15 protein-coding genes and 1 pseudogene are annotated in these 16,995 nt (G+C 67.0%); 10 read left to right on the forward strand and 6 right to left on the reverse strand.

What is annotated here, in order from left to right; genetic code table 11:
- Positions 1 to 63: 63 nt before the first annotated feature.
- Complete coding sequence (locus ABZU99_RS24260) at positions 64 to 888, reverse strand: hypothetical protein (RefSeq protein ID WP_356046469.1); 825 nt, start codon at positions 886 to 888, stop codon at positions 64 to 66.
- 598 nt (positions 889 to 1,486) lie between these two features.
- Between ABZU99_RS24260 and ABZU99_RS24265 the strand changes: the two genes are divergently transcribed.
- A complete protein-coding gene (locus ABZU99_RS24265) occupies positions 1,487 to 2,119 on the forward strand; it encodes a hypothetical protein (protein WP_356046467.1) in 633 nt (210 codons plus the stop codon).
- Between the two features lie 104 nt (positions 2,120 to 2,223).
- Here the strand turns inward: ABZU99_RS24265 and ABZU99_RS24270 are convergent, their stop codons facing one another.
- Complete coding sequence (locus tag ABZU99_RS24270) at positions 2,224 to 3,078, reverse strand: hypothetical protein (protein WP_356046465.1); 855 nt, start codon at positions 3,076 to 3,078, stop codon at positions 2,224 to 2,226.
- On the opposite strand from ABZU99_RS24270, the gene ABZU99_RS24275 reads away from it, so the two are divergent.
- The 3 genes from ABZU99_RS24275 (at position 3,052) to ABZU99_RS24285 (ending at position 4,081) form a co-directional block, all read left to right on the forward strand.
- Complete coding sequence (locus ABZU99_RS24275) at positions 3,052 to 3,390, forward strand: AAA family ATPase (protein ID WP_356046463.1); 339 nt, start codon at positions 3,052 to 3,054, stop codon at positions 3,388 to 3,390. The two genes, ABZU99_RS24270 and ABZU99_RS24275, sit on opposite strands and share 27 nt — an antisense overlap.
- Positions 3,387 to 3,617 (forward strand): hypothetical protein, encoded by a 231-nt coding sequence (locus tag ABZU99_RS24280; protein WP_356046461.1) that lies wholly within the window; start codon positions 3,387 to 3,389, stop codon positions 3,615 to 3,617. The genes ABZU99_RS24275 and ABZU99_RS24280 overlap by 4 nt, the downstream gene beginning before the upstream one ends.
- A gap of 71 nt (positions 3,618 to 3,688) precedes the next feature.
- Positions 3,689 to 4,081 (forward strand): SgcJ/EcaC family oxidoreductase, encoded by a 393-nt coding sequence (locus tag ABZU99_RS24285; RefSeq protein WP_356046459.1) that lies wholly within the window; start codon positions 3,689 to 3,691, stop codon positions 4,079 to 4,081.
- Between the two features lie 202 nt (positions 4,082 to 4,283).
- Here the strand turns inward: ABZU99_RS24285 and ABZU99_RS24290 are convergent, their stop codons facing one another.
- Positions 4,284 to 4,964 (reverse strand): restriction endonuclease, encoded by a 681-nt coding sequence (locus ABZU99_RS24290; RefSeq protein ID WP_356046457.1) that lies wholly within the window; start codon positions 4,962 to 4,964, stop codon positions 4,284 to 4,286.
- A 501-nt stretch (positions 4,965 to 5,465) separates the two neighbouring features.
- Positions 5,466 to 6,344 carry a nucleoside triphosphate pyrophosphohydrolase family protein gene (locus tag ABZU99_RS24295; protein ID WP_356046455.1) on the reverse strand — a complete coding sequence of 293 codons (879 nt, stop codon included), beginning with the start codon at positions 6,342 to 6,344 and terminating at the stop codon, positions 5,466 to 5,468.
- Between the two features lie 123 nt (positions 6,345 to 6,467).
- Here ABZU99_RS24295 and ABZU99_RS24300 point away from each other — a divergent pair, with 123 nt between their 5' ends.
- The 4 genes from ABZU99_RS24300 to ABZU99_RS24315 all read left to right on the forward strand — a co-directional run bounded on the left by ABZU99_RS24300 (position 6,468) and on the right by ABZU99_RS24315 (position 8,855).
- Positions 6,468 to 6,728 (forward strand): phosphopantetheine-binding protein, encoded by a 261-nt coding sequence (locus ABZU99_RS24300; RefSeq protein ID WP_356046453.1) that lies wholly within the window; start codon positions 6,468 to 6,470, stop codon positions 6,726 to 6,728.
- Positions 6,725 to 7,129, forward strand: coding sequence for a helix-turn-helix transcriptional regulator (locus ABZU99_RS24305; RefSeq protein WP_356046451.1), 405 nt, complete (start codon positions 6,725 to 6,727; stop codon positions 7,127 to 7,129). Before ABZU99_RS24300 ends, ABZU99_RS24305 begins: the two co-directional genes overlap by 4 nt.
- A gap of 122 nt (positions 7,130 to 7,251) precedes the next feature.
- On the forward strand, positions 7,252 to 8,022 hold the full coding sequence (locus ABZU99_RS24310; RefSeq protein WP_356046449.1) for an ImmA/IrrE family metallo-endopeptidase: 771 nt from the start codon (positions 7,252 to 7,254) through the stop codon (positions 8,020 to 8,022).
- A 41-nt stretch (positions 8,023 to 8,063) separates the two neighbouring features.
- Positions 8,064 to 8,855, forward strand: a complete 792-nt coding sequence (locus ABZU99_RS24315) for a hypothetical protein (protein WP_356046447.1) — start codon at positions 8,064 to 8,066, stop codon at positions 8,853 to 8,855.
- Positions 8,856 to 8,892: 37 nt separating this feature from the next.
- Here the strand turns inward: ABZU99_RS24315 and ABZU99_RS24320 are convergent, their stop codons facing one another.
- Positions 8,893 to 9,918, reverse strand: coding sequence for a nucleotide kinase domain-containing protein (locus tag ABZU99_RS24320; RefSeq protein ID WP_356046445.1), 1,026 nt, complete (start codon positions 9,916 to 9,918; stop codon positions 8,893 to 8,895).
- Between the two features lie 47 nt (positions 9,919 to 9,965).
- On the opposite strand from ABZU99_RS24320, the gene ABZU99_RS24325 reads away from it, so the two are divergent.
- The gene (locus tag ABZU99_RS24325; RefSeq protein WP_356046443.1) at positions 9,966 to 10,253 is read left to right on the forward strand and encodes a hypothetical protein; all 288 of its coding nucleotides are present in this window, start codon (positions 9,966 to 9,968) and stop codon (positions 10,251 to 10,253) included.
- Positions 10,254 to 11,742: 1,489 nt separating this feature from the next.
- On the opposite strand, the gene ABZU99_RS24330 is transcribed toward ABZU99_RS24325, so the two are convergent.
- Positions 11,743 to 14,589: a HEAT repeat domain-containing protein gene (locus tag ABZU99_RS24330; RefSeq protein ID WP_356046441.1), complete on the reverse strand. Its 2,847-nt coding sequence runs from the start codon at positions 14,587 to 14,589 to the stop codon at positions 11,743 to 11,745.
- Positions 14,590 to 14,924: 335 nt separating this feature from the next.
- Between ABZU99_RS24330 and ABZU99_RS24335 the strand changes: the two are divergent.
- A pseudogene (locus ABZU99_RS24335) lies at positions 14,925 to 16,919 on the forward strand (IS4 family transposase).
- Positions 16,920 to 16,995 lie beyond the last annotated feature (76 nt).

Raw genomic sequence — 16,995 nt, forward strand, 5'->3', positions numbered from 1 at the left:
CCCTGTCTCACATTCGGTGGTAGCGGAGGGTGACACTAGCCCCGTACTTCGCAGGTCGCTGATTCAGACGACCAGGGCCGCCACTCCCACCACCGCGAACCAGACACCGGCCAACAGAAGCGGGCTGAGCAGCAGGATGAGTACCGCACCGAACACCAGCCATCCCGTCGTACCACGACCGACTTGGGCGGTCTCGGGGTCAGCGGGGTCGTACGTGATCTCGGCCCGCTCGGCGCCACCGTCCGAGCTCGTGAGCTCACGTTGTTCGCCCTGGTTGTCGACGTATGCGTACGTGTACTGCTCAACGCCGTTGTACCAGTGGGACCGCTGCAGCCGTCCCTCCACCGTGATGCCCCGGGTACGCATTCCCCAGGCTTCCCGGACAATCTTCCACCCGATGTGGACGCCGAACCCCCCGCCGCCGATCGCCTCAGGAGCCACCACCCAGAGCAGCGCCGGAACCACCCCGGCGCGTGTAACCACCAGCAGGACCAACACCAGCACATAGGCGCCCCCCAGGCCCCACCACAGCTGTCGGACCCGGTTCGGCGTCGCCCGCTCCAGCGGCGCCTCGGTCACCAACCCCGCCCCGTCCAGTCGCGGCTCGTCGGTGTCCCGTAGGGGCAGTGCACGCTGGACGGCCTGCGCGAACTCGTGCACGGCGGGGGCGCTGCGACACCTGAGGTGGTATGCCACGGGCTCGTCGCCCGTCAGTACGACGGCCAGCCGTCGGCCCTTGGGGCCGTGGACGTCGATCCGTTCTATCGCCGCCACCGGTATCCGGCGCTGTACGCCGTCCGCCGCCAGCAGTACCACCCCGTCCCGTAGGCGGATGGACGCACGGCGTCTGCCGTGCAGTATCAGCGAGGACGTCTCTGTTGAGGTCACGCGGGCACATTAAGCGAGCCCGGGCCCGCAGAGGACTGTTCAACCGCAGCGCATGTTCCAGCATCCACGGCCCTGGTCACGTCTCTCTCCTCTGGTGATGACTCGCACCATGCTGGCACAGTCCCACGAAGAAGGCGGCGGAACGGGGTGCCGTGGAGGCGTCGCCCCGGGAAGGACGGAAAATCCTCTATGCCGCCTCAGGTGTGCAACACGGCTGTGCCGCCGCCCCCGAGTCGTGCGAGCGCCTGTGGATGTGGCCCGGTTGTACAGAAGACAACCTGCGGAGCGGGCCAGCTGTGCAGCAGTGAGTGACTCATCCCCTGCGCCGGAATCGTCTGCGAGACACCGATGAACTGCCCCCCCGTCAGCCTGCCTGGCTCCTCCACCGGCATCCCATCGCAAGTGTGCACTGACCATCACCAGACTTCGAATCCGCTGCGCCTAGCGTCCCACGACAGAGCAAACCACATGCCCTTTCCGTACTATCACTACGACATTGCTCCTGCACACGTGGCAGCATGCCCTGACAGCACACGCATGAGATTCGCAAACGCTGCGAGCTTCACCGGCCGTGGCACCCGGAAAGGGATGTAAACACATGTCGAAAACCACTGCGCCGCCCACCCAGTTGACCTCGGAGTACAGCACGAAGGTGGCGGATGACCTCAAGCTCAACCGTAAGGAACAGGAACGAATCAGCGGTGAAATCGAAGCGCTGAAGGCACAGTTGGTCGCTCTGGAGCAGGACCACACCGTCCTGGTGAACGTCCAGCAGGCCCTCGGGGCGTCGGCAGCACCCGCTGTATCCGAGTCCACTACAGCAGCGCGCGCACCCCGCAAGAAGAAGACTGCCGCGTCGAAGGCCGACAAGCAGCCGCAGGCAAAGAAGGCCGCCACCCCAGCTCCCAAGCAGTCCCGCAAGAAGAACACGCCCAAGGCATCCGCCGTAGCGTCGGCCCAGCCCACCCTCGTCGATCTGGTCCGCGAGCACCTGACAGGCCAGAGCGAGCCGCGCTCCGCAGCCGAAATCACCGCCGCGCTCGACAAGCAGCACCCCGAGCGCAACGTCAAAACTACCGTCGTGCGCACCACGCTCGAAAACCTCGTGGCCAAGAACCAGGCCCAGCGCACCAAGCAGGGCGCGTCCGTCTTCTACACTGCCCCAGAGGCCGCAGGAACTGCCGCACAGAAGGAGTCGGCAGAGCAGCAGTCTGCGGCATCGGACCGCTGAACCACGGTGACTGTGTCGTCGTCGATATCGAGCAGGTCGGCCGCGTTACGGTCGGGGCCGGTGGCTCCCGGGTCATATCTTGTGGGCAGCGGCCCTGCTGCTGCTCAACGGCACCACACCGACGTGATGTCGCCCCGTGGATTCCCGAACGACTGGTCGACGCACGTCTGGAGATCAGAGGGGCGTGTTGTGACCATCGCGGCCGAACATCCGTAGCAGGTCGTAGGCCGCGCCCGCTCTGTCGCCAGGGAGCCGGTCACACACAGCGTCTCCGGCCAGTGCGTGATCAGTCCTTCTCCGTGGCTTGCGACGGTGCTGATGAGGTCGCTGTTGCTCAGCGCGGCCTGTGCCAGGCGTTTTACGGCTGCGGGGGCCAGGGCGTCGTGTGCCTCGGACACCGCGGCCAGGGCCCATGTCCGCGCCCGTAACGTGGTGAAGTGAGCGGGAGCCGCGGCTGGGGTGTCGGCCAGGGAAGCTGCCTGCTGCGCCTGGGCCGACGTGGCTGCGGGGGCGAGTTTGGCAATGGTGCCCCATGCCGCGTCGGCGGGTGTGGTGGTATAGGCCTGGCGGGTGGCGGGAGTGGCGACTTCGTGAAGGGCGGCGTCGATCCACGCCCCGGCGGAGGTGTCCGTGAGTGCGTCGGCCATACGTTCAGCGATGGCGAAGCCGCAGGTACGTTCCCACATCGGGCGGTTGACCAGATCGTGGGGCGGAGGCCAGTGCAGTGCCTGGGCAGGCAGGTCCGGGATGAAGCGGCGAACGTCCTTGGCGGTGCTGGCGGCTCCAGAATTCATGAGGTAGTTCATCGCCATCCTGGTGTCCCCGACCTTCAGGTGCAGGCGGGCCAATAGCTGTTCCGCTTCGAACTGGTGTCCCCAGCTACCCATGGCCACGGCACGCCGGCGGTATTGCAGCAGGCCTTGGCGGGCGTCGTGGAACTTTTCGTCCGCGGCATCCACGAGGCCATCGTCACCGCCTTCGGCCAGCAGCCCTCCCACCTCGGCTCCCGTCTCACCGCACAGACCGGCCTGGCCCTGGCCGCCGAACGCGAGGAACGCGGACGCACCCCCGTCCTCGTCCTGGACGAAGCCCACCTGCTGTCCTACGAACAGCTCGAAGCCATCCGGATGCTGACCAACACCGCCATGGACCAGGACTCGCCGCTGTCCTGCCTGCTCGTGGGCCAGCCCACCCTGCGGCGCACGATGAAATCGCCGTCCTGGCCGCCCTCGAACAGCGGACCGCCCTGCGCTACACGATGCCGGGCATGACCTCCACCGAGACCGCCAGCTACATCAAGCACCACCTCGGCCTCGCCGGCTGCAGCGACCAGCTGTTCACCGACGACGCCGTCACCCTCATCCACACCACCTCACGCGGCTTCCCCCGCGCGGTCAACAACCTCTGCCTGCAATCCCTCGTCGCCACGTTCGCCGCAGGCAAGTCCCTCATCGACGAGAAAGCCGCCCAGTCCGCCGTCACCGAAGTCCTCGACTAGGACTTGCCCAGGCGATCTCTGCCGCTTCGGACCTTGACCTCAAGTTCACTTGAGGTCCCAGAGTGATCTGCATGAACACCGAAACCGCAGACATCAAAGCCATCGAACAGGTCGTGGCCGCCGTCGAGCGCGCCCAGCGCGCCAAGGATGTGGAGGGTTTCCTCGCGCTGTTCCATCCCGATGCCCTCTGGACGACCGCCCACGGCAAGGTCCTCATCGGCTTCGACGCGATCGCCGAGTTCACCCGCACCGTGCTGCCCACCGCGAGCTGGGACGGTGAGGTCACCTACGAAGCAGTGCACACGCAGTTCTTGCGGCCCGACGTGGCAGCCGTCAAGGTCCGCCAGGTCTACCACTCGACAGAGGGCGATACAGAAGGCGCTCCGCTCTACGTCATGACCAAGCAGGACGACGGGAAGTGGCTGATGCACGCAGGCCAGAACACCGAAGTGCGGGTCGGTTAAGGCTTGCCCGAGCGCTCATGTGACTGGCGCGTCTTCGGGCCGTGGAAGACGGCCTCAACCTCGCGGCCGAGTACACCTAGAACCTCCGGCACCTTGCCGACCACCGCGACACCTCGCCGACGATCGCCCCGCTGGGACCTCCTCAGCGGGGCGATCCCGTGCCCACTCATCGGCACCCTCAGTGCCGGACCCGTCGGCATTTTCAGCGTCGCCCAACATCCTGGTGCAGCCCGAGGTGGGCTACCGGGCCGCGCAGCAGCGCCTGTGCGTTTGGCCCTTCGTTCGCATCTGCGGGTGAGAGGACCGGGGCTGCGGGTGCAGGGCAGAACAGCTGTGTCGTGGCGGCCCCGAAGAACGCGGTCACGATGTCCGGGTGCGGTTGTAGCAGGTCCGACAGTCGTTTGCGGTTCCACAACTCGATCTGCAGATCCGGGTACGCGCCTTGCAGTTCGAACAGCCTCTCGCTGATCTCCGTGCGGTTCGCGTCATGGGTGGTGACCACGACCAGTCGGCGTGCCCCGAACGGCCGCTTGCCTCGCGCATAGCGGTCCACCGCCTGTTCGAGGTCCCGCCGGGTGAATTCCTTCAGCCGTTTGGCCTGGAAGACCGCCGCGTCCCGACCCGTCACGCCAACGACGTCGATGCCATGCTGGTTCTGTCCCCGCTCCCCATAGAGCCAGGTCTCCTCCCAACCCTCCACCCGTCGCGCCAGCCACGCCACCAGGTGTGCGACACTCTCCCACTCAAGATCTGCGGTGTTGAGCAGATGCGGCGCCGATACCGTCAGGGGCCGCGTCGTCGCTGAGGGAGCCGCCAGCAGCGTGTGGTCCACCTCCATCCTGTGGACGGGCAGCCCGCCGTGCACCGCTTCGCCTTCAGCCATGATGCGACCCTACGACTCGCCGCTGACAACGGTCTGGCCCGCGGGGCTCGGTCGCGGCTGTCTCCAGTGGCGGGTGATGTGGAGCAGCTCGTCCAACAGGGCTTCGTCGTGCACGGTGGCCTGCAGCCAGTCGACTTCAGTGGGAGGCCGCAGGCGTCGCGGTCCGTCGCGTGTGAGCGTCTTCAGCAAGGGTTCGGCGTGTTCCTCACAGGCAGCCGGCGCCGTTCTTGCGCAACTCCTCGGATGGCTCTCCATGCCGCCGTCTCCACCTCCGGCCGACCTGCCCCGGCCGATCACCAGCAGACTGCAGGGTCAGACACGCCGCCCGGACGACGGCGGCATAACGCAGCATTCTGAGCTTGCCGTGCAGGCTGGCCCGTGTCATCCGTGCTTCTCGTGCCGGTGGTGGTGTACGGCCTCAGGCCGTTGTCGTCAGCCCGGCGGCTCATGTGCCCGGCGGTTTGGAGCGCCCTCGGCTGGGCGTTCCAAACCGCCAGGCTGTCAGCCCTGAGTGACGGTGAGAGTTCGCTGGTCAAGGTCGAGGTGGACAGCGCCCCCGTCGTGCTCGCGAAGCTGGCGCCAGGCGGCGTAGCCGGTGAGGATGGCGTGCTCCCAGTCTGCGGCCCGGCAGATGCTGACTTCGAGGTGGGCGGTCATGTGGCCGATGGTGGCGAGGAGTTCGTGGTCAATGTGTTTGATGTCGTGGAGGTAGCGGTGGCGGGCGGCGTAGGAGAAGACGAGTGCTGAGATGCCTTCTTCGATGGCGATGGCGCGGCCGCCGTCTTCGGCTTCGTCGGTGCGGGGGTCGCTTTTGCGTTTGCGGCCGAGGAGGAAGCGGGTGACGGGGGACCAGCCGAGGACGGTGGCGTGGGCGAGGTGGAAGATGTCGTGGAAGCGGTAGTCGTCTTCGATGTGGGAGGCGCTGGTCAGGGGATCGCCAGCGGGGGTTCCGTCTTCCCGGGTGAGGATGACGACGGTGCGGCCGTCGTCGGCCTTGGTGGGTGTGAAGGTGAGTGTGGTCTTGCGGGGCAGTTGTTCATGGGCGGGGAAGCCGGTGTCGAAGGGGGCGTGCTCGTCGTGGGGGGTGGTGCGCCAGCGGTCTTTGGTCTTCTCCAGGTTGGCGGCGGCTACGTCGTCGAGGTCGAGTCCGAAGCGGTGGGTGAGAGCGGCGATGTACCACAACACGTCGCCGAGTTCTTCGCGTAACTGGTGCTTGCTCTGCTCGAAGGCGGGGCCGTCGCGCAGGATCTTCTTGTAGGCGGTGGTGAGGGAGCCGACTTCGCCGGCGAGGCCGAGGAGGGGGACCAGAACGGGGTCGGTGCCCTCCGCGGTGGACTGGAGGGTTTTGACGGCCGCTTGTTGGTAGCGCTTGAAGTCCACTCTCACACCTGTCCGATCTTGGGACGACTCTGTTGGATTCCCCGACAGCATGTCGTATGCTACGACAGTGCCGTTGGAAATGCAGACGATTGGGGAGAGTTGTCGAGCAGCAGCACACCGAGCATGGACGACATCACCTCAGTCGTCATCGACTTTCTCGCAGAGCACGAGGGCATCCCTCCCGACCAGCTCCGGGCCGAACTGGAGCAAGGCGGACGAGAGCTGCCCGTGGACTCTCTTCTGGTGGTCGAGATCCTCACGCACGTTGAGGAGCGCTACCACGTCGCCATTCCCGCCGACCGGGAAGCGGCCCAGGCCACACGCTCGGTGCGGGCATTCGCCGCGGCGGTACTGGACGCCATCGTTGAAAGGCAGCAATTATGACCCCTCCCCCGGACAGCCGTGACCGTGACCCTGAGCTGGTGCGGCTCGGTGAACGGCTGAAGAAGACCCGCGACTACCTGAACATGTCCCAGCAGTTCGTCTCGGACTCCACCGGCATCCCCCGCTCGGCCATGAGCGACATCGAGCGGGGCGAGCGACGTGTGGACAGCCTGGAGCTGAAGAAGCTGGCGCGCCTGTACCGGCAGCCGGTCGCCTATTTCCTGGCCGAGGAGAAGGACGCCGACGCCAGTGAGTACTCGCTGGCCGGTCTGCCGCGAGCACTGGCCCAGCTCACCGACGGGGACGCCAGGACCGTGCTGGAGTTCGCCGAATACCTCTCACTCAGGCGTGCGGCAGAACGCGAGGCGCAGGACGCCGGCGATGGGAGTCCGACGGCGTGAACTGGGCCTTAGCACACCGGATCGCCTCGATTGCAGCCGTCCAAGCGCACCGCGACCTCGGCATCGACCGCACGCAGTACGTTCACGTGCACCGGGCGCTGGGAGCGGCGAAGGTGATCGGGATGGCGCAGCCGATGCCCCGCCTGTTCGGGGTGTACCTCTCCCCCGCCGACAACGGACCGGCCGTGCTGCTGAATGCCTCGCTGAACGCGGTCACCCAGCGGCACACGGCCGCGCACGAGCTGGGCCATCACCGGCTGGGCCATCGCACCGCGGCCGATGAAGAGCTCGATCCCGCGCTGCGCTGGGGCAACGGCAGCTGGCCCGAGGATGAGAAGACTGCTGAGGCGTTCGCGGCGTGGTTCCTGATGCCCCTGCCGGCGGTGCGGGCGGCCCTGAAGAGGATCTGTGGCGGCCGGCCGTCCCGTCCCGAGCATGCCTACCGGGTGGCGCGCGAGCTGGGCACGTCATACGCCGGGACAGTGCGCCACCTGGTGAACCTCCGGCTACTGGACTCCAGCCGGGCCAGTCAGTGGACCAAGATCCCTCCGGTCGACCTGCGCAGCTCGCTGGCGGGAGGAGCCTCGCTTCCCGCGCAGGCCCAGGTGCACGTGATCACGGCCGCATCCGAGGGGCATACGGTGTACGTCGACGCGGATGATGTCCTGGTATTGCACCTGGAAAGCGCTGTCTTCGACGTCCTGCCCAAAGGACTGGAGCCGTGGACCAGCGATGGCGCGGTGCCTCTGGCGAGCGCCGTGGTGACCGACAAACTCCAGCCGGGCGAACAGGGTCTGGTCGAGGTCACTGTGACCTCCCACGGCCATGCGCTGCGGCTGACGGTAGTGCGCGAAGCCCCACGTGCCGGGGTCGACGAGACCTGGCCCGCCTGAGGGCGGGCTTAAGGATCACACCGTATGTGTCAGGAGGACTGATGCACACCTTCACCGTGGCCGAACGCGACGTCACCCAGGCCTGGATCGCCGCCTGCAACAAGCTGGACCGCAAGGACAACCCGGGCCGGACCGGCCTGCACACGGTGGTGCGCATCGCCGAGCCGACGCGTGACGACGCGGCCTTTCGCGCCGAACTGGACCGGTTGCGCACCGCGCACGGGCTCTGGCCGCTGGAGACCGTGGCCAGCACCCTGTTTCCCGCGACCCTGGCGGCACGGAGCGCAAGCCCGGGTGACCTCGCCGAGCGCTACCGGCGGATGTATCCGGTGGTCAAGCGGTACCCGGGCAACCACCGCGGCACCTACTTCGGCCGCCTGGTGTCGTACCCCGCGGCGTCGAAGAGCGGTGTCGACCAGCTCGGCACCGTCATCAGCCGCCTGCGGGCACAGGCCACGGGCACCAAGATTGCCGCCGCGTACGAGATCGATCTCGCCGCAACCGCGGACGCGGAAGAGGAGACGGGCGCGGACCTCCTGGTCCACACGGCCGGGAAGGACAACAGCTACATCGGCTTCCCCTGCCTGAGCCACATCTCCCTCCAGCTGGACCGCGACCTGCGAGTGCACGCCGCAGCCCTGTATCGCAGCCACTTCATGTTCGAGCGCGCCTACGGCAACTACCTCGGCCTGGGCCGCCTGCTGGCCTACATCGCCGAGCAGGCCGAACTGGCCTGTGGAACCCTGACCGTGGTGGCCGGCCATGCCCGGCTGGACGGGCCCATCACCCAGCTGCGTCCGCTGCTGACTGGCACCGGCCGTCTGGCAGCGTGAAGACTGCCGCCGGGCGGGCGTCGCGACACCTTCCGTGTCAGCCGGGGACGTTGAGCTGCCACTTGGGCGGGAACCAGGCAGGCATTGCATCGGCGTGCTGCCGGTAGGTCTGCTTGATACGGCTGCGGCCACTGATCCCGGCGATGTCCGGGTGGGCGACCCGGGCGTACTTGTCGACCTCGCAGAACAGGTTCTGGCAGTCGATCAGCTGCAGTGGGCGCCCACGCAGTCCCGCAAAGGCAAGGCCCAGCCGGGCGAAGTGCTCGTCCTGAGTGTCGGCCATGGAGCGGATGACGTCCGCCTCGATGCCGTCGGCCGCCGCTCCGAAGCACTTGCGGATCCCATCGCGCGCCCCGGGCCCGGCGACGACGAAATCCATCTCCGAAAACGGCATCTCAGCCGCATAGTTGAGGTCGATCACGAACTGGTAGGCCAGGAACGGCCCGATCGCCGGGAAGCCCAGCAGCACCTGGTAGGCGCCCTGCAGCGTCGGCGCGGACAGCACCCGCTGCGGCGCGTCCGCCTGCATCATCATCTCCAGCAGCCGCAGGTGGTTCTGGTGCTTGCGCTGCTCGCCGAGCTGCGGCGGGGGCACGATGTAGGCGGCCGAGTACAACCGCTGCCCTTGCGTGAAAGCCTGTGAGAGCACCCGGTCAAAGGCTTGGTAGTCGTAGACGTCCCACCGCACCTCTCCCAGCGCGCCGTTCAGCAACCGCCATGTCGAGGTCTTGTTGAAGATCTTGAACAACAGGGTCCGGAAGAAGACTTCCTCCCACACCTGGTCGCCCCGGTAGATCACGTCACCGATCAGGTCCTGACTGACCCGGTCGGCGGCCCTGAAGCAGTTGGTGAAGCGGTGTCGCTGCAGGATCGGATCGTCCGTGAAAGGCCCCGCTCCCCCGGCAAGTCGCGCCTCGTAGACCTTCTGGCGCGCCGCCGCGAAGCGCCAGTAGGTATCGAACACCGGCGTCGGACTCAGCGTGCGGCCTGCCACACGGATCTTTCTCGAAGGAGCGCGATCTAAGACCCCGTGTGCCGAGCGCTCTTGCACCACCATCACCATGGGCTCAATATATATTCAATATAGACATGTGTCAGCGAGGGGGACGTGTGGAATTGCTGTGGCAGCGTCCGCGGCGTAAGACGCTGGTCGACTGGCCGGAGGACGTGGACAAACGGCTGGAGGTCCTTGTCCGGGCCGCGGCGGCAGCCGGCGAACAGACATCCCGTTCACAGATCCTGGCCGCACTCGTAACGGCGGCCGAGGTCCGTCCCACCTTCATGGCTGAGCTCCTCCACACCTACCGCCAGATGCCCGCCGATGCTCTGGAGGAGGACAACAGGCGTGAGGACCTGCCATCCGTGCGCTCCCCCGGGCGAACCCGTAGCAGGAGGTGACCAAGAACCAGCCCCGGCTTCCGCGCACCGGCCCCTGCGACGATTCAGTCAACGCGGCAGACGCAGTAAGGTCACGGCCTGCTACGTCATCCGTTCGCTGAGGCTTGTGCCGAAACGATCTTCGGCGGGTGTGAGCGTCGTAGGCCAGCAGACTCGCTCGTCATATGAACCCCCCGGCATGCGGCTTCCCCTCGGGGGTGAACAGCACACCATCCACGATCGCGCCGGCCGCCGCTCCACGGGGAAGACCGTGGGCCATAGGCTCCGGGAATGCCTCTGCCGTTAGTCGGTCTGGGCTCCAGGGGGTCGGCAGTCGAGGATTCGGGCGTGAACCGCGGCATTGTGCTGGGCAGCCTGATGTTCTTGCTCCCTCTCGATCTGGCGCCGGGTGTGGCGGGTCGAGCAGCGCGGCCGTTGCGGTGAGTGCCATTGATCGCAGTCGAAGAAGCCGACCAGGTAGATGCCGGCGGTGCGGGGTCGGCGCAGGTAGCGGGCTACCAGCTGATCGGACAGCGCGGTGGACAGTTCCCGATTCCAGCAGCCCTTACATTCGATGACCACGGTGAAGGGTTCGGCGTCTTGGGACTGGTCGGCCGCCTGGATGTGGATGTCCGTGCGGCTTCCCCCGACGCCTGGGCGGTCGACTTGGACTTCGCGGTTGAGGATGATGCGTCGCCCGCCAAGGTGGATCTTCAGCAAGCCCATGACGAGGTCGCTGAAGTCCTCCTCCCACATCGGCCACATTGCGCTGCCGCCGCCCGAGGCGGCACGATTCCATAGCAGGATGGCCATTCCGTTAGGGCCCGAGAGCGCTTCCTGGACTCGATCGAGTGCCTCCATGACGACGTCGAGGAGTTGGGCCTCGTCTGTGATCACGCGCAGGCTGTGATCGGCCGCTAGTTTCCTCAGCTGGTGAGCGGGCAGCGGCTGACTCTGGCGCTGGGCCGCCTGGCGGGCGGCATGGAGCGCCAGGCGGCGCAGACGGTCCGGGTGGTGGGAAGTTGATGCGGCCAGACGGTTGAGGTGATCGGCCGCCTGAGGTGTGCTTTTGCGGGCGATCAGCTGAGGCAGGGCGTCTGCCAGCTCGTGAAGAGTCTCCTGCGTAGTGATCTGATAGGCGACACCCGGCTCGTGTTCAGGCCGGGGATGGCAAAGTTCTTCCCTCTCACACAGGCGCATGTAGAGGTCGGCGAGATCGGCTTCGTCGAGTTCCCCAACGCCTGCGGGCCATTGGCCGGGACCGATGGTGATCATGCGGTCGATCACGGCACGAAACAGGCTGGGATCGTCGAAGGCTCGTCGGATGTGCCGCCAGCTCTCGGGCAGGTCGCTGGAGGACAGGAGGGTTTGTGCTGCGGTGATCCAGCGTTCGGGGTCTGGGCCCGGCTGGTGGTGGGGCGGGTCGGCTGCCACGACGTGCTTCAACTGAGCCCGGGAGGCACTGTCTCCGAGGTCGGCAAGAGTGCCCATCACGGCGGCCCAGGCTGTGTCACTGCGGCAGGGCGCAGCGGCCCAGTTCTGCATGAGGCCGACGGTGTCGGCAGCGCCCGTCTCGTTCAGGAAACGTACCAATCGGGTGAGCTGGTAGGAGTCGAGGCGGTCCAGGACGGCCACGAGCGCAGTCTCGAACGCGGCTCCTGCGTGGCAGGTGCATCGCTCGAACAGGCTGTGGTGCAACTCCTGGTCCTCGGCCAGGGGCGTCATCGTTGCCAGCGCCAGTGCCCAGCCAGCCCACCGGTCGGCGTCTGCATCTCCTACTGCGGGCCTCCCAAGCGCTCGCAGGCAGGTATGCGGCCGCGGCCAGCTCGGGTACATCGGTCCACTCGGTGCCCCAGGACATGACATCCTGCGCGCTCCACGCGGGAGCGGTGGCCAGGGCGTGCAGGGCGGCCGCAGACAGCTCCGCGCGCAGAGCGCTGCTCTCGGGTGGGTATGACGGTGCTGCGGTGACCGCGCCGAGACGTGCGGACTGTTCGACGGGCTGGCCGTCGCTGGTCCGGTGGAGGTGGCCAAGGACCGTCAGCCAGGCCGCGCGCACCTGCCCTGGCGCTGCCGTCTGCACCGTATCTAGCGCGGCGGTGAACTGGCGCTCGTCGAAGGTGTTGCGGCGCCGCTGTTCTTCTTCGCGTTCCCGCATACGGCGCTGCCACTTATTGGGCGGAGCATCCCACCAGGTGGTGGCGTCCTTGAGTTCCTGGTCCACCTGCCGGGCCGATTCGAGCGCCTCCTGCAGCCGTTCATCGTCCGGCCGCGGCCGACGGCTGAAAAGAGGCTGCGCAGTGCGACGCACCTCCTGGGGAAGGTCCGTCCATTGCTCGGCCCAATACAGCAGGTCCTCAGCCGGGAACAGGCCCACGTCCGAGGTAAAGGCCAGTTCCAGGACATGATCTTGGCTGCCGTGGTGCAGGACGTAGCCGGCGAGCTGGCGGCGCAGAGAAGGCACGGTGACCAAGGCGTCGCGCAGATGTTCGAACACGGTGCGCGACTCGAGGGTGTGGGACAGTTCGGGGTGGGCCGCCAGTGCTACAAGCGCCTGCCCCGCCTGCTTCCAACGGGCGTCTGGGTTCTCGGGTTTTTGCTGGCCTATGAGGCGGATGCATCGGCCCAGCAGCGCTGTGGCAATCAATGCTTTGGGGTGCTGGGCTTGGAGGGTCTTGATCGACCAGTCCAGGGCGTCGTCGAGATGCTCTGAAGTGACCATCTCCAAACGCGTCTCCAGCGTCGCCCGAAAGGTCCACGACTGCCGGTCAGGAAGCAAGTCGAAGTACTCGGCCACAGACAAGTGCTGTGGCCACAGGTGGGCCAACGCCGCCTCTGCTACACCGCGTTTCGCATCGGCGGCCAGGCCTTGCAGTCGCGCGAGTGCCTCATCGTCCTTCACCGGCTCCTCCCCCAGTGCGTGCAGGGCGAAGGAGCGAAGACGTGTCTGCAGTTTGGTGTCCTCCGCCACCGAAAGCAGGGCTGGTATAAGGCGGGCCGGGCGGCACTTTGCGGCGATCCACAAGGCCAGGTACATCTGGTTCGGATTCGTCTCACGGGCCAGGAAGGGCTCCAATTGCTCGGCGAGAGCGGGGCGGTCCAGCCGCTCCAGGAGAGTGACATCGAAGCGTTCAAATCCCTCGTCAGGCGCCGCATCCAGGAGAGCCTGGGCGGTCCGCTTCCGGTGCCGGGCAGGCAGGGCAGGAAGATCGGCCAGCAGCAGGACCCAGGGATCGTGGAGGAGGAGCTTCTCAAACAGACCCGGATCGTTGACTGCCAGACGGGCCGCGATCTCCTCGTGCTCCGGCAGGACGTGACGTGCCGGGCCGCTCCCCGCCCACAGCAGCTCTTCCCGCACGGCGGGAGCGATGTGGGCATAAAGATATTGAGCCGCCAGGTGTTCCTGGTAGCTGCGGTGTGCGAACACCCAGCGGCGCTGGCCCACTGGTGTCAGCAGGCCGGACTCGGTCAGGTGCAGCAGTTCGTGGCGGCGGCACGGCAGTTCCGGGACGTGCCCGGGGATGCCGGGGCCGGACAGATTGTCGATGTGCAGGTCCCCCTTCAGTACCGACTCCCGGTCCGTGAGGGCCGGGCTACGGCTGATCTGTAGGGCGGCTGCAGCCCAGCGGGCCACCTCAAGCAGGTGGTCCGCCGCCGGCCGTTCCTGGCGTCGGGCAAACCCTTGCGACCAGGTTTCCGTACACAGCGTGCGGCAGGCCTGCTCGTAGGCTTCGGCCACCGTCTTAGGCAGCTCTTCGCCCCGTGCCTGGGCTTCCAGTAGGGGGATCAGCGTGACGGGTTGCTGAGCCAGGGCTTCCAGGCTTCGGCCGGTCGCCTGCTCGGCAAATGCGGCCACGTCCAGGCCGCGTTGCTCGGCTGCACTCTGCACGTCCTGCCGTGTCAGCGGCGCGAGGGTCATTAACGCCACCTGGTCTGGGCCCGGCCATAGCTTTCGCAGTCCGTCTTCCAACGCCTCGGGCCAGCGCGTGGTGCGGCAGGTGATCCGCAGCCGCAGCCCCTGCCTTTGACGCGGATCCATCGCCCGCAGCTGGTGCAGGAGGAGTTTGTCGAGGCCAGGGATGTCATTCAGGCCCTCGTCCAGCCCGTCCAGCAACACATGCTGGGCCTCTTTTCCATCTCCGTGCAGGTGCTGCTGCAGTGTGCTGCCCGCTGAGCCCGTATCGAAGACGTCCCGGCCCAGATGCAGCAGGGGCGCTACGCTGGCACCCCCCACGCTGAGAAGGGCATGCTCCTGTTCCAGGGCCACGGACTTGCCCGCGCCGCGCTCCCCCAGCACCACGACGACCGGCAGATCTCGCAGCTCGTCCAGCCCCACCAGGCCGTCGGCATCAAGCACGCCGTGAAATGGATCAGGTCTGTCACCGTTGTCGATTGGCAGGGGCCGTAAGACCCGTCGCCATGGGTATCGCATGAGCCCATTCTCGCTCCCGGCGCCGACCCGCCGTCGGGATAGTCCTCATGCGCGCTGAGAGCGACGCCTGGTTTGAGAGAATACAGGCGAGACTGGTCCCGACTTCGGACATCTCAAAAGGCTCGCTGGCCGCCTCGCTGCGATCGGTGGGTGCCCGAGCCCGTGTCCTGGGAGTGGGCCGAGCATGTGGCCCCGCGACTGGCAAGCCGTCAACTGATATCCACAGGCACAGACAGGGCAAAGCCTGAAACCCTGTGCCCATGGGACACCACTCCTACTTCGAGATCGTCGGCCACTCCTTCCTGTACTGCCGTGAGTCCTATATCCCGGACGTAGCAGTCCTATTCACGGAGGAGGACCGGCTTCCGATAGTGGACCACGTGCACGACAACGGCCAGCCCTGGTCCGAATTCACCTATGCGGCCACCGTGACAGCGCTTCGGGAGAGGCTTCAGGTCCAGGGGTTCACGAAACCACGAGCGCAGAAGGCCCTCGCCGCAGCCCTCGCCCAGATGAATGACGAAGGCGCTGGCTCACTCCCGGACCCTCAGGTATTCGAGGACGGCATCCGCCAACTCCTCGCCGCAGAACCCGTGCTCTTACCATCCGAGAAGGATGATGTCAGCCAGGCCTCGGACGAGGTCTTGGACGAGCTCTCCAGGTGGAGGGGCAGCCGCGACTTCGTCCGGCTCCTCCTGGACTGCGCCCCCGAAACAGAAGGCGCGGCGAGCCTGGACTTAACCCAGCTCACCGGGTGCTGCGTGGAGCTGGGTCCCTCCCGGCGGATTGCCGAACAGGCGCGCGCGAAACAGCTCGTCGAGATCACCCAGACCACGCCGCTCCTCGTGCTCACCGAGGGAACAGCTGACGCCCAGCTCCTGTCGGCGGGCATGAGCGTGACCCACCCCCACCTGAAGGGTTTCGTGACCTTTTTCGACTACGTCTCAAGCGGTACGGAGGGCGGGGTCGCCCAACTGGCACGCAACGTTGCATCGTTCGTTGCAGCCGGTGTCGCCACTGGAACCGTGCAGGCGCGGCTGCGCGACCTGCCTTCCCGCGTGGTCGTTTACCTGCTGCTCGCCGCGTGCCTGTTCCCGGAGACCGGCTATCCGGGGGTGTGGCGCAAGCTCACCGGCGCGCTGGCCGGCCTGTCGGTCGCCGTGCCCTCGGCGAGCGCGCTGGCCCAGGCCCGCCGCCGGATCGGCGCCGCGCCCCTGCGGTGGCTGTTCGACTTGCTGAAGGGCCCCGGGGCCGACGTGCGGGCACGGGGGACACGATGGCGCGGCCTGCTGGTGGTCGCGCTGGACGGCACCACGCTGACTGTGCCCGACAGCCCCGCGGTCCTGACCAGGTTCACCAAGCAGGCCGGCAACCACGGCGGCACCGGCTACCCGCAGGTCCGCCTCCTGGCCCTGGTCGCCTGCGGCACCCGCACTCTCATCGACGCGGTATTCGGCCCCACCACCGCGGGCGAGACCACCTACGCCCCACGACTGCTGCCCAGCCTGCGCCCCGGGATGATCCTGCTCGCAGACCGCAACTTCGCCACCCACAAACTCGTGGCCGGTATCGCGGCCACCAAAGCCGATGTCCTGGTCCGGCTCTAGAGCGGCCGCAAAATGCCCGTCCTGACCCGCTTCCGGGACGGCTCCTACCTCTCGACACTCGGCCCGGTCGCGGTCCGCGTCGTCGACTGCCAGATCACCATCACCACGGCCGCAGGACGGCACACCGGCTTCTACCGGCTCGCCACAACTCTGCTCGATCACCGCCGCTACCCGGCAGCCGAGCCGGTCCGCCTCTATCACCAGCGCTGGGAGATCGAAACGGCCTACCTGGAACTGAAGTCCACCATCCTCGGCGGCCGGGTCCTGCGGGCCCGCACCCCCGAAGGCATCGACCAGGAGATCCACGCCCTGCTGGTGCTCTACCAGCTGCTACGCACCGCGGTGGCGGATGCGACCAGCACGCAAGCGGGCATCGACCCCGATCGGGCCAGCTTCAGCGTCGCATGGCAGACCGCCCGCGACCAGCTCGTCCTGGCCGCGGGCGTCATCACCGACACCGTCATCGATCTTGTCGGCACCATCGGCCGGCACGTCCTGGCCAGCCTGCTGCCCCAGCGCCGGCTACGGGTCAGCCCACGCATCGTCAAACGCGCCATCTCCAAGTACCAGGCCCGAGGCCCCCGCATCGACCGAACCAGCTACAAAGCCACCACCGGCATCGAAATCCTCGCACCCGCAGGCCCTTGACAACCTGACCCACCCGCAAACTTCACGGCCTTGACGCTAGTCCTGGACGCGAGGCCGTCACCACGTAATTCCCGAG

The sequence above is a fragment of the Streptomyces sp. NPDC005266 genome, assembly GCF_040607655.1.
Lineage (GTDB): Bacteria > Actinomycetota > Actinomycetes > Streptomycetales > Streptomycetaceae > Streptomyces.

Coding starts and splice junctions, on each gene's coding strand:
- ABZU99_RS24320 (WP_356046445.1), bottom strand. CDS start 9,918: ATGGTGATGGTGGTGCAAGAGCGCTCGGCACACGGGGTCTTAGATCGC.
- ABZU99_RS24305 (WP_356046451.1), top strand. CDS start 6,725: ATGACCCCTCCCCCGGACAGCCGTGACCGTGACCCTGAGCTGGTGCGG.
- ABZU99_RS24290 (WP_356046457.1), bottom strand. CDS start 4,964: ATGGCTGAAGGCGAAGCGGTGCACGGCGGGCTGCCCGTCCACAGGATG.
- ABZU99_RS24285 (WP_356046459.1), top strand. CDS start 3,689: ATGAACACCGAAACCGCAGACATCAAAGCCATCGAACAGGTCGTGGCC.
- ABZU99_RS24265 (WP_356046467.1), top strand. CDS start 1,487: ATGTCGAAAACCACTGCGCCGCCCACCCAGTTGACCTCGGAGTACAGC.
- ABZU99_RS24280 (WP_356046461.1), top strand. CDS start 3,387: ATGACCTCCACCGAGACCGCCAGCTACATCAAGCACCACCTCGGCCTC.
- ABZU99_RS24310 (WP_356046449.1), top strand. CDS start 7,252: ATGGCGCAGCCGATGCCCCGCCTGTTCGGGGTGTACCTCTCCCCCGCC.
- ABZU99_RS24300 (WP_356046453.1), top strand. CDS start 6,468: ATGGACGACATCACCTCAGTCGTCATCGACTTTCTCGCAGAGCACGAG.
- ABZU99_RS24315 (WP_356046447.1), top strand. CDS start 8,064: ATGCACACCTTCACCGTGGCCGAACGCGACGTCACCCAGGCCTGGATC.